Annotated in this window: 10 protein-coding genes; 9 read left to right on the top strand and 1 reads right to left on the bottom strand. The window is 34.8% G+C overall.

What is annotated here, in order from left to right; genetic code table 11:
- Nucleotides 1-32: 32 nt before the first annotated feature.
- From C794_RS13900 to C794_RS13875, 6 genes are all read left to right on the top strand, one after another.
- Complete coding sequence (locus C794_RS13900; protein WP_017797755.1) at nt 33-1,055, top strand: LacI family DNA-binding transcriptional regulator; 1,023 nt, start codon at nt 33-35, stop codon at nt 1,053-1,055.
- A gap of 38 nt (nt 1,056-1,093) precedes the next feature.
- Nucleotides 1,094-1,813: a ThuA domain-containing protein gene (locus C794_RS13895; RefSeq protein ID WP_017797754.1), complete on the top strand. Its 720-nt coding sequence runs from the start codon at nt 1,094-1,096 to the stop codon at nt 1,811-1,813.
- Nucleotides 1,814-1,830: 17 nt separating this feature from the next.
- Nucleotides 1,831-2,862, top strand: coding sequence for a Gfo/Idh/MocA family protein (locus C794_RS13890; RefSeq protein WP_017797753.1), 1,032 nt, complete (start codon nt 1,831-1,833; stop codon nt 2,860-2,862).
- 5 nt (nt 2,863-2,867) lie between these two features.
- On the top strand, nt 2,868-3,902 hold the full coding sequence (locus C794_RS13885; protein ID WP_017797752.1) for a Gfo/Idh/MocA family protein: 1,035 nt from the start codon (nt 2,868-2,870) through the stop codon (nt 3,900-3,902).
- A 147-nt stretch (nt 3,903-4,049) separates the two neighbouring features.
- Nucleotides 4,050-5,018, top strand: coding sequence for a sugar phosphate isomerase/epimerase family protein (locus tag C794_RS13880; protein ID WP_017797751.1), 969 nt, complete (start codon nt 4,050-4,052; stop codon nt 5,016-5,018).
- Nucleotides 5,019-5,445: 427 nt separating this feature from the next.
- Nucleotides 5,446-6,132 (top strand): YesL family protein, encoded by a 687-nt coding sequence (locus tag C794_RS13875; protein WP_017797750.1) that lies wholly within the window; start codon nt 5,446-5,448, stop codon nt 6,130-6,132.
- Between the two features lie 154 nt (nt 6,133-6,286).
- On the opposite strand, the gene C794_RS13870 is transcribed toward C794_RS13875, so the two are convergent.
- On the bottom strand, nt 6,287-8,038 hold the full coding sequence (locus tag C794_RS13870; RefSeq protein ID WP_017797749.1) for a glycoside hydrolase family 13 protein: 1,752 nt from the start codon (nt 8,036-8,038) through the stop codon (nt 6,287-6,289).
- A 282-nt stretch (nt 8,039-8,320) separates the two neighbouring features.
- Here C794_RS13870 and C794_RS13865 point away from each other — a divergent pair, with 282 nt between their 5' ends.
- The 3 genes from C794_RS13865 to C794_RS13850 all read left to right on the top strand — a co-directional run bounded on the left by C794_RS13865 (nt 8,321) and on the right by C794_RS13850 (nt 12,356).
- The gene (locus C794_RS13865; protein ID WP_017797748.1) at nt 8,321-9,598 is read left to right on the top strand and encodes a sugar ABC transporter substrate-binding protein; all 1,278 of its coding nucleotides are present in this window, start codon (nt 8,321-8,323) and stop codon (nt 9,596-9,598) included.
- 596 nt (nt 9,599-10,194) lie between these two features.
- Nucleotides 10,195-11,517: a sugar ABC transporter permease gene (locus C794_RS13855; protein WP_017797746.1), complete on the top strand. Its 1,323-nt coding sequence runs from the start codon at nt 10,195-10,197 to the stop codon at nt 11,515-11,517.
- Complete coding sequence (locus C794_RS13850; RefSeq protein ID WP_017797745.1) at nt 11,517-12,356, top strand: sugar ABC transporter permease; 840 nt, start codon at nt 11,517-11,519, stop codon at nt 12,354-12,356. The genes C794_RS13855 and C794_RS13850 overlap by 1 nt, the downstream gene beginning before the upstream one ends.
- Nucleotides 12,357-12,358: the final 2 nt, after the last annotated feature.

Below are 12,358 nucleotides of genomic sequence, written 5' to 3'. Positions count from 1 at the left end.
CCTTTTGATTAAAAGAAAGGAGGCTGATTACCGTGTCGGTTACAATAAAAGACGTTGCAAGGGAAGCAAATGTATCACCTTCTACTGTTTCTCGAGTTCTTTCTGATAGTGATAAGATAAGTGAAAAGACGAAAAGAAAAGTACGAAAAGTTATGAATGAGTTAGGTTATCATATTAATTACAATGCAAGAGTACTTGTTCAAAAATCGACCAAAACAATTGGGATTGTAATGAAACACTCTGCCACTCATTCATGGCATAATCCATTTTTTCCAGAAGTATTAAGAGGGATTAGTACGTACTGTCACCATTTAGATTATAGTATCTCATTAACAACCGGAGAATCCGAAGATTCAATCTATAAAGAGGTAGTAAAGATGGTAAATGGAAAGCGAATAGACGGTGTTATTGTACTTTATTCAAAAAAAGATGATAAGGTCGTACCATTTTTAATCGAACAACAAATACCTTTCGTGGTGATTGGAAAACCGATGGAACATACAAATGAAATTATGTATGTCGATAATGATAATGTTCAAGCAGGAAAAGAAGCAACTGAATTTTTGATTGATCTTGGTCATGAAGAAATAGCTTTTATTGGAGATAACCCAGAATTCCAAGTCATTCAAGATCGAATGAATGGTTATAAAGAGGCTTTGTTATCAAATGCTCTATTATACCGTGAGGAATACATTAAATACGATGATAACAACAATAACCCAAAAGTTGTTACCGAGTTATTTAATGAAGAGATTGTTCCAACAGCATTTGTCATTTCTTCAGATATTCAAGCCATTAGCATATTAAAAATCTTGCATGAAAAAGGCTATCACGTTCCCAACGACATGAGTATCGTTACATTTAATAAAACGTTTATTACGGAATTATCAATGCCGTCATTAACAACCGTCAATACACAAACATATCAATTAGGTTATGAGTCGTCCAGGTGTTTAATAGAATTAATCAATGATCCAAACATGTTTAAACGAAGCGTAATTATTCCTACAGTGATGGAGTTGAGAGATTCTCATCAGAAGGTATTAAAAGTGTAATAGGTGAGCGTATACAGCATATTAAGGAGAGGATAAAAATGAACGTAGTTGTTTGGAATGAATATCGACATGAACAACAAAATGAAACCGTAGCTAATATTTATCCAGAAGGAATTCATGGTACGATAGCAGACTTTTTAAAAACAGCAAACTTAAAAGTGAAAACAGCAACACTTGATGAACCTAATCACGGACTTTCTGATGATTTACTAAAAGAGACGGATGTACTTATTTGGTGGGGACATAAAGCCCATGAAGAAGTAAATGATGAAATTGTAGAAAAAGTAAAACAACACGTATTAAATGGAATGGGATTAATTGTATTACACTCTGGTCACTTCTCGAAAGTATTTAAGAGCTTAATGGGCACTGGTTGTGATTTGAAATGGAGAGAGGCAGGTGAGAAAGAACGCGTTTGGAATGTAGATCCTACTCACCCAATCACTCAAGGTATTGGTCAGTACTTTGAAATTCCTCAAGAGGAAATGTATGGAGAACATTTTGATATACCAACACCAGATGAATTATTGTTTATCAGTTGGTTTGAAGGCGGGGAAGTATTTCGTAGTGGAGCAACATTTAAGCGTGGAAGAGGTAAAATATTCTATTTCCGTCCTGGACACGAAACGTATCCTACATATCATCAAAAAGAAGTTCAACAAGTTATTGTGAATGCGGTTAAATGGGCGAAAAATACGGATACACCTGTTCATAAGTATGGAAATGTACAACCGTTAGAAAAAATTAAGAAAAAATAAGGATGGGGGAAATGAAAATGGCAAAAGTACGTGTAGCCGTTATTGGTTGTGGAAGTATTGCAAAAAATCGTCATTTAATAGAATATAGAGCTAATCAACAAGTAGATATTGTGGCAGTTTGTGATATTGTCGAAGAAAGAGCGAAACAAACTGCAGAACTACATGAAGCAAAAGCTTACACTGATTATAAGCAATTATTAAATGAGGAAGATATTGATGCAGTAAGTGTATGTTTACCTAACTATTTACACGCTCCAGTAAGCATTGCCGCTCTAGAAGCAGGTTGCCATGTTTTATGTGAAAAACCAATGGCCACTTCAAAAGAAGAAGCGGAAGAAATGATCCAAGCTGCGGAGAAAAATAATCGCAAATTAATGATTGGTCATAACCAACGCTTTGTTCCATCTCACCAAAAAGCGAAACAGCTTATTGAAAGCGGTGAACTAGGTAAAATCTATAGTTTCCGAACAACATTTGGTCATGGTGGTCCTGAAGGATGGAGCGCAGATGGAGTTGATAGTTGGTTCTTTAAGAAAAATGAAGCTTTTGTGGGTGCGATGGGTGATTTAGGAGTACACAAAGCAGACTTAATGCGTTATTTATTAAATGAAGAGTTTGTAGAAGTAGCAGCTTTCGTCGAAACAAGTGCAAAAGAAAAAGCAACCGTTGATGACAACGCAACATTGGTTATGAAATCAGAAAGTGGCATTATCGGTACATTGGCAGCTAGTTGGGCTTATAATGCTAAAGAGGATAATTCGACAGTTATATTTGCTGAAAATGCAGTTGTTCGTTTAGAAGATGATCCAAACTATTCTATGATTGTACAGTACACAAATGGTGAAGTTGTAAAATATGAACTTGGTGGGATTCAATCAAATGAAGAAGGTGGGCAAACAACTTCTCATGTAATTGATCACTTTATTAAGTCAATTACTGCTAATCAACAACCTCTTATCGATGGATACGAAGGGATGAAGTCGCTTAACGTAATTTTAGCAGCATTGTCTTCTGTAGAGACAATGCAAATTTTTCAAATGGAGAAGTGAAATCAATGACTAAGTTAAGAATGGGTATTATCGGTGTTGGAGGTATTGCAGAAAGTAGACATATCCCTGCTTACCTTCATCTTAACAAAATAGTTGAAGTTACAGCTGTTTGTGATGTGAATTCAGTACGAGCAAAAGAAGTTGCTAATAAATTTGAGATTGAACATGTTTACGATGATTATCATGCTATGTTTTCTATTGTAGATGCTGTGACTATCTGTACTCCAAATAAGTTTCATGCTGAAATTGCTATTGCAGCATTAGATGCTGGACTTCACGTTCTTTGTGAAAAGCCAATGGCAATGACTACTGCAGAGGCAGAATTGATGCTAGAAGCTTCTAAAAGAAATGGGAAGAAACTATCGATTGCCTATCATTATCGATTTGTGGAATCCGTACAATTAGCAAAGAAAACGATGAACGAAGTAGGAGATCCTCTAGTTACTAGAGTACAAGCGATGCGACGTCGAAAAGTGCCAGGCTGGGGAGTTTTTACGAATCAACAAATGCAGGGTGGAGGGAGTTTAATTGATTGGGGTTGTCATTTATTAGATGCAGCTTTATGGTTGCTAGATAAACGAAAACCAGTGGAAGTGATTGGGCAGACGTATAATCGATTATCGAAAACTCCAAATCAAATTAATGAATGGGGAGCTTTTGATCATGATACATTCGATGTAGATGATCATGTTACCGCGTATATACGATTTGAGGATCATAGTACCATGTTGTTTGAATGTTCTTGGGCAGCAAATATTAAAGAGGATATGACACAAATCAGTATTTCTGGTGTAGATGGCGGTCTTCAAGTATTTCCTTTTGAATCCTACAAGTCAAAACACGGGGCATTTACAACAAGTAGTGCTTATGTGCAAGATGACCAACATCAAGCAGGGATTTTACAGGCAAAGAACTTCATAGAAAGTTGTTTAGGACATGCTGATCTTGTCAATAAACCTGAGGAATCGCTCCAAGTAACACAATTAATTGATGCAATTTATGAATCTAGTATTTCGGGAAGAAGTGTAAGAATACCATAAGGTGAAACTCCATTCAGTGAGTTTACATTCTCGCTCACAGAATCGGACATATACTAGTTAATCCAATTGCCTAATTCTAACCGTTTTAAAGTGGATATATTACTACGCGTTACTAACAGGAAAAATAAATTTTGGAGGGGATTATATATGAAACTAGGTGTTTTTACTGTTTTATTTGCAGAAAAATCATTCGAAGAAATGTTAGATTATGTACAAGAGTCGGGCTTAAAAGCAGTAGAAATTGGCACTGGCGGAAATCCTGGAACAGCACATTGTAATGTGGATGAGTTATTGGAAAGCGAAGAGAAGCGTAAACAGTTTAAAGAAAAAATCGATGCAAGAGGACTAACCATTAGTGCATTAAGCTGTCACGATAATCCAATCTCGCCAAATAAAGAACATGCTCAAAAAGCTCATGATGATTTTAGAAAAACTGTACGTCTAGCAGAATTATTAGAAGTGCCAGTAGTTAATACTTTTTCAGGGACACCAGGTTCACATGAGGGTTCGAAATATCCAAATTGGCCAGTTACGCCTTGGCCAACAGAGTACTCGGATATATTACAATGGCAATGGGAAGAAAAACTTATTCCATACTGGAAAGAACAAGCAGAATTCGCCAAAAATCATGGGGTAAAGATTGGTCTTGAATTACATGCAGGATTTTTGGTTCACACTCCTTATACCTTACTTAAGTTACGTGAGGCTACTAATGATGCAATTGGTGCAAACTTAGACCCAAGTCATCTCTGGTGGCAAGGAATTGATCCAGTAGCTGCGATAAAAATATTAGGAAAAGAAGGTGCGATTCACCACTTCCATGCAAAGGACACCTATATCGATCAAGATAATGTAAATATGTATGGTTTAACCGATATGCAACCTTATGGTGAGGTGCAAACCAGGGCATGGAGTTTCCGTTCTGTAGGTTATGGTCATAGTATTCAAGAGTGGTCCAATATTGTAAGTGCGTTACGGACTTACGGTTATGACTATGTAATCAGTATTGAACATGAAGATCCAATAATGTCGATTGATGAAGGATTTCAGGCAGCTGTAAAAAATTTAAAAGCGATTAATATGGAAGAATCTCCTGCTACTATGTGGTGGGCATAAAATAAGTTTAATAAGGCTGAGCGTAGAAATTACTTAAATTAGGTCGACTGGTGGGGTGAGACTTTTGTTTGCTAAAAACAATCGGAGGTCTCACTTATCCAATTATTATTCTTATAATGGATCTAGTCAATTTCAAAATTGCTAAAATTTCATTTAAAAAGCGAACGCTTTAGTGATAATGTAATTTAGCGTTCGGATTAAAACAATTACTTGGCTTTGAACGGAATGGATGGCGGCGACTCCTGCTCAGAACAGCGAGCTGAAGATTCACTTGAAAAGTGTCTTCTTTTCAAATTAGCTGAAGCCGTGCCTGTGGAAAGCGTCCGTCTGCAATGAAAATCAAAATAGCGAACATTCGGTTTTCACACAAATCATCTTATAATGAAAATGATTCGATTGAGAACGTTTACATCAGGAGGTATTTTAATTGCGAGAGTCGGGTTTGATGGGAAATATTTATACTATATGTGAATGGATAATGCGCTTTTCTGTAACAAATTTATTGTGGATTCTATTTAATATTCCACTAGTATTTATTGGGTTAAGCTTATTATTTATAAACAGTATTCAAGATGCAATTATATTAACTCCTTTTCTTCTTCTATGTTTTCCATTTTGCTTGTTTCCAGCAACATCTGCTATGTTTGCGCTTGTAAGAGATTGGATAATTAATCAGGAGAAAGCGTCAATACTAGGTACTTTTTGGGGATATTATAAAGAAAACTATAAGCAAAGTATGCAAGCTGGAATTATTTTCGCACTTTTATGGTTTATTTGGGCAGTAGATTATTCTTATTTTCAACAAGAAAATATAGTACTCATGTTTGTTTTTCTCATTATGGGAGTAATTTTATATGTATTTACACTATTATTTTTTAGTGTAATTGTACATTATAATTTAGATTTAAAGACATTATTAAAAAAGGCATTTATTTTAACGGTTGGAAGTCCTGTGCTATTTTTCTCAATTATCATAGTGACAGGAATAATACTGCTTGTAAGTATACAAAATTTGCCTATAATTATTCCTTTCTTTACCGGAAGTCTAATTGCTTTTATTACATTTTCTGCTTTTTATCGATTTTTTTTACGTGTAAAGGAAGAGGGAAAATAAAACGTTATTACTACCTTATAAAAGGAGGCGTTTTTCAAGGGAATGGCCACAGTCCGCGAATATTAAAAGCTCCCATCCCCACTGAAGTCGCCTCCTATCATAAAGTTAAAACTTATTCTTTAAATTCCCAGCCTTTTTGAAAAAAATATACCGGTTATGAATAATTTACTTTTATTATTTTGAAACTATTTTCCTCACATCTTATTGGAGTGTTAATATTGAAATCATCTTCCTCCCATAAATCGAAGGCACTGTTCCACTTGGTTACCGGAAGTGATACTTCGAGAGCCTGATTACTTGGGTTTATAATAATGTAAATTTCCATATGCTGTTGAGAAAGTTTATAAATGAAATAATTATCACCAGTTTTTACAAATGAAAATTCTCCTTGATTTGCAATAGCCTTTTCCGTTTTCCGCACATGAATTAATTTTTTAAGGAAAGATTTTAATTCTACATTTTGTTCATTATCGTCCCAAACCATACATTCTCTGCAACCAGGATCTCCTTCTCCAGTCATTCCAATTTCATCTCCATAATAAATACAAGGGGAACCTGGCATCGTTAATAATAATATATATAGAAGTTTTGCTTTTTCGACTTGATTGTTACAATGTGTTAAAACTCTGGGAGTATCATGACTGCCTAATAGATTAAATGCTACTTCATTTACGTTCTGTGGATAAGAAAGTAGAACATTAGAAATTTGTTGGACAAATTCTTTAACATCTATTTTTTCCTTTGCAATAAAATCAAGTGCAGCACTGGTAATTGGATAATTCATTACTGCGTCAAATTGATCTCCTTGTAACCAGGGCATCGAATCATGCCATATTTCTCCGAGAATATAGACATCTGGCTTTATGGATTTCACTTGTCTACGGAAATCTCTCCAAAATTGGTGATCCACTTCATTAGCTACGTCTAATCGCCACCCATCGATATCAAACTCTTCAATCCAATATGATGCTACTTTAAGTAAATATGATTTCACTTCCGGGTGCTCTGTATTTAGTTTTGGCATTGAACTTACATATGCAAAGGTGTCATAGTTTGGTGCTGGCTCTGTTCTCAAAGGAAAACTCTCGATATGGAACCATTCCTTATAAATAGACTTCTCTTGGTTTTTTAACACATCCTGAAATGGTTCAAAGAAATAGCCACTATGATTAAATACAGCATCAAGCATAATGCGAATTCCTCGTTGATGACAAGCTTTAACTAACTTTCGAAATGTCTGTTTATCCCCAAATTGAGGATCGATTTCCATATAGTCAATCGTATCGTATTTATGGTTAGAAAATGCTTTAAATATAGGCGTAAAATAAATACCGGAAATACCTAAATCTACAAGATAATCCAAGTGATTGATTATACCTTGAAAGTCACCACCAAAAAAATTTGTAGGTGTAGGGGAAGTGCTTCCCCAAGGTAAAGTTCCAGGAGGATTAATTTTTTCATTTCCGTTCGCAAATCGTTCAGGAAAAATTTGATACCATACGGTTTCCTTTACCCATTCTGGTGCTTGAAATTGATCTATTGGGTTTAAAAAAGGGAAGCAGAAGTAATAAGCAGTGTCATCATTTGGAATTTCTTTATAAAATCCTTTCTCTGTATAAATAAGAGTTTCTTTAGTATCAGATAATTGAAATCCATATCTTATTCGACGTGTTTTACAATAAATTTCAATTTGCCAATAATCGAATAGCTTGTCGGAAGCTACGAGACGCATGTCTGCCTTGTTATAAATCCATCCTGAATCATCCCAATTATAAGGATCTGCATAGATAAGTGTGACTTTTACTACATCATCTTTCTTTGTTTGTAAACGAATGTGTAAAGTATTCTCTTTGTAAAGGTAAGCATAATTATTCTTTGGTCGATGAAATACTGCTTCTTTTAGCATCAGTTTTCTCCTCCTATAAAAATAAAATAACCCCAACTTCCAACGTGGTACTGCTGGAAACCGGGGTTGTTGTGTAATTACAAAGCATTGCCCTTAAATTGTACTATATCTATTAGTACATAAAATTTGTTAAAAGTCAATAAATTCAAAAATATTTTGTGAAAGCGCTTGCGCAAAAGTTTTGTTTCGTATAAAATTAAATTGTAAACAATGTGCAACCGGTTGCGCAAACTTATAATACGGAGTCGTACATTGGATTAAACAATAATAGGGGGAGTACGAATGAAGAAAAACTTGAGGTTTTTATTAATTGCAATTCTAGGCTTATCTATTTTGTTGGTTGCTTGTGCACCTGAACGAGACGAAGAAGCAGGTAGTGAAGGAGATAGCAGTGGAGAAGCTGCTGAAAAACCAGATGAATTAGTAATCTGGGTAAATGATCAAGAAGAACAAATTGAAGCGATAGAGAATATTACTCAGAAGTTTGAAGAACAAGAAGGAATTCAAGTTAAATTAGAAACAAAATCAATGCTTGATCAAATGCAAGAATTATCATTAGCTGGTCCAGAAGGAAATGGTCCAGACCTATTTTTTCAGCCTCATGACCGTATTGGAAATATTGTTGCTCAAGGTTTAGCAGAGCCTGTAGACCTGACAGATGAACAATTAAATGAGTATGTAGATACTGCAGTAGAAGCAGTTACGTATACGTATGATGGAAATACAAACATTTATGGAATACCTGCTGTAATTGAGACTTATGGAATTTTTTATAATAAAGCATTACAAGAAGAAGCTCCTGAAACAATTGAAGATTTACTTACAGTTCTAGAAGAAAATTCAAATCCTTCAGAAGATCAATTTGGATTTTTAATGCGTCCAAATGACTTATATTTTAATTTTCCATTCTTTAAAAATTATGGCGCTTATATCTTTGGAGGAGATACTGGGAACTATGATATAGAAGACATTGGGTTAGCAAATGAAGGTGCAATTGAGGGAGCAGAATTGTATCAATCCTTCTTTGGAGAAGGTAAGATTCCAACCTCAACTACTGGTGATGTAATCGATGGATTATTTACAGAAGGAAAAGTTGGTTCAGTAATTAGTGGTCCATGGAGCGTTCCTGGCTATAATGAAGCGTTAGGTGAAGATTTAGGATTCGCACCATTTCCTAGGATTAATGATCAACCAACAGAAACGTTTGTTGGTGTGAAATCTTGGATGGTCTCTTATTACTCTGAGAATAAAGAATGGGCAAAAGAATTAGCGGTATTTATGACGAATGAAGAAAATCAAGGTGAGTATTTTGAGATTGCAGGGGAATTACCGCCAAATGCAAAAGCTTTAAGTAATATAGAAGATCCAATTTACGCTGCATTTGCTGAGCAGATTGAACATGGGTTTCCTATGCCAAGTGCTCCAGAGATGGCACAAGTTTGGGAGCCGATGAATAATGCTTTACAATTCCTTGCTGAAGGAGAAGATCCTAAAACAGTACTGGAAGAAGCACTAGAACAGGTTCAAACAAATATTGATGCAAGTGGTGGAAGTAACTAGAGGTTGAGAAAAAGTATTTACTTAAAGGTGAATAGGTATTGAAACCCCGCTTCAGAAATATACTGCTCTTATTCTAAGGCGGCTGGTGAGCCTCCGGATGCTCCGAATTCCGGGGGCTCGCCTAGGGGTTTTGTTCCATAGTACCTCCGTATATTTCTTACGCTTATTCTAGCTTTCATTGGACTTTTGACTAAAACTTTTTGTTATGTTCCAACCTCATAGATGTAAGCATAAAAAATGAAATATTGGGTGAATTCAGTAGAACAAAATACATTATTTAATGTTACTTGAATTAATTCATAATTGCTAAGTTTTATTTAAAAAACGAACATTTCAGTGTTTTTTACATAATAGTATTAGTTTTAGCAATTATTTGGCTTTGATTGTAATGAAAGATGGCGACTCCAGCAGGCATAACAAGAGATGAAGATTCACTTGAAAGTGTTCTTCTTTTCAAGTTAGCTGAAGCGTTGCCTGAGGAAAGCGTCCGTCTTGTAATGAGAATCAAAACAGCTAACATTCGGATTTCACATCAAAATCTTATTATGAAATTGATTCATTCACATAGAAATTTAGTTTATAAGGAGGGAAATTGAATGTTTGCTCCATCAGAACCTCAAAATCACGAGAAAAAGGAAAAAAAATATAAAAAACATAATCCTACCGTAGCGATGATATTATCTATTCTCTTTGCTGGTCTAGGTCAAATATATAATCGTCGATTTTTAAAAGGTATCTCTTTTATGGTGATAGAAATTGCCTTTATCATTACATCGTTGGAAGCAATTAACTTTGGGTTATGGGGATTACGAACATTAGGAACTATACCAGGAACGGATCACTCTATTCGTTTGTTAGTATTAGGGGTTTTATCATTAATTGTAACAATTATCGTTATAACCTTGTATGTATTTAATGTTATAGATGCAAGAAAACAAGCTAAAAAAGTTAGATCAGGATGGAAACCACTCAAGTTCCGTCAATCTATCAAAGAAATCTATGATTATTCTTTTCCATATTTAATGACTTTTCCCGGATTAATCTTAATGATTTTTGTCGTTATTTTTCCTTTGTTATTTTCGATTTTATTAGCTTTTACAAATTATGATTTATATAATTCACCTCCACGTAATTTAGTAGATTGGGTAGGGTTAGATAATTTTAAAAATTTATTTACTGTACCAATTTGGCAGGATACATTCTTAAGTGTTTTTTCATGGACAATTGTTTGGACAGTAGTTGCAACTACATTACAGATTGCTCTCGGATTCTTCTTAGCCGTATTAGTAAATGATCCTCGTGTCAAATTTAAAAAATTAATTAGAACAATATTGATTTTACCGTGGGCGGTCCCGGCTTTTGTGACAATATTAGTATTTGCAGCTATGTTCAATGATGATTTTGGAGCAATTAACAGAGACATGATTATTCCGTTATTTGGTGGAGAAGGCATTGCTTGGTTAAGTGATCCATTCTACAGTAGGATTGCGATTATAATGATCCAAACATGGCTAGGATTTCCGTTTATCTTTGCCTTAATTACAGGAATTCTGCAAAGTGTATCAAAAGATTGGTATGAGGCTGCTGACATTGACGGAGCTTCTCGTTTCCAAAAATTTAAAACCATCACATTTCCGCATGTAATGTTTGCTGTTGCACCGCTATTAATTATGCAATATGCGCAGAACTTTAATAACTTTAACATTATTTATCTATTTAATGAAGGAGGTCCTCCAGTAAGAGGACAAAATGCAGGTGGGACCGATATACTTATTTCTTGGGTATATAAACTAACATTTGATACAAATAATTACTCGATGGCAGCTGTGATATCCATCATCATGGGGTTAATTGTATCTGCCTTTGCTTTTTACCAGTTTAGGAAGACAAGATCGTTTAAAGAAGAGGGTGAAATATAATGAACTCAAGTCGAAAATCAAAATTAGAAGTAACCGGTATTTACTTGATTATCGCTATTGTAGCAGTAATTATCTTTTATCCCTTAGTTTGGACAATTGGAATGTCATTTAACCAAAGTACGAGTCTATACTCATCTAGTATTATTCCAGAAAATTTCTCTTTAGATCATTATAAATGGTTATTTAGCCCCGAGAGTGATTATTTATTATGGTATAAAAATTCTCTTATTGTATCTATTGCTAACGCAATCGGTAGTGTTGTTTTAACTGCATTGGTTGCATATGCTTTTTCAAGATATCAATTTGTAGGTAGGAAAAATGGTTTGTATGTATTTCTGTTATTGCAAATGTTTCCTGTAATGATGGCAATGGTGGCATTATATATCTTTTTAAATATGATTGGTTTATTAGATTCTTTATTTGGACTAATTCTTATCTATTTAGGAGGACAAATACCATTCAATGCTTGGTTAGTGAAAGGGTATTTTGATACGATTCCAAGAGAATTAGATGAGGCAGCAAGAATTGATGGAGCAGGTCACCTGAAAGTATTTTGGAGTATCATGCTACCTTTAGCAAAACCAATCTTGGCAGTAGTAGCGTTATTTAATTTCATGGCACCGCTATTTGACTTTTTACTCCCATCTATCGTACTTTCGAGTGAAGAAAATTACACATTAGCAGTTGGTTTATATAACTTCATTAATGACCAATTCTCGAATAACTTTACACGTTTTGCGGCTGGTTCTGTCTTGGTAGCAGTTCCAATAGCAGTAATTTATTTATTTTTGCAACGTTATCTCATATCAGGGTTAGCAGCAGGTGGAACAAAAGGGTAGAA

The sequence above is a fragment of the Oceanobacillus kimchii X50 genome (assembly GCF_000340475.1).
GTDB lineage: Bacteria > Bacillota > Bacilli > Bacillales > Amphibacillaceae > Oceanobacillus > Oceanobacillus kimchii.
The sequence above is the reverse complement of the archived record's forward strand: the minus strand, read 5'-3'. Positions and strand labels throughout refer to the sequence as shown.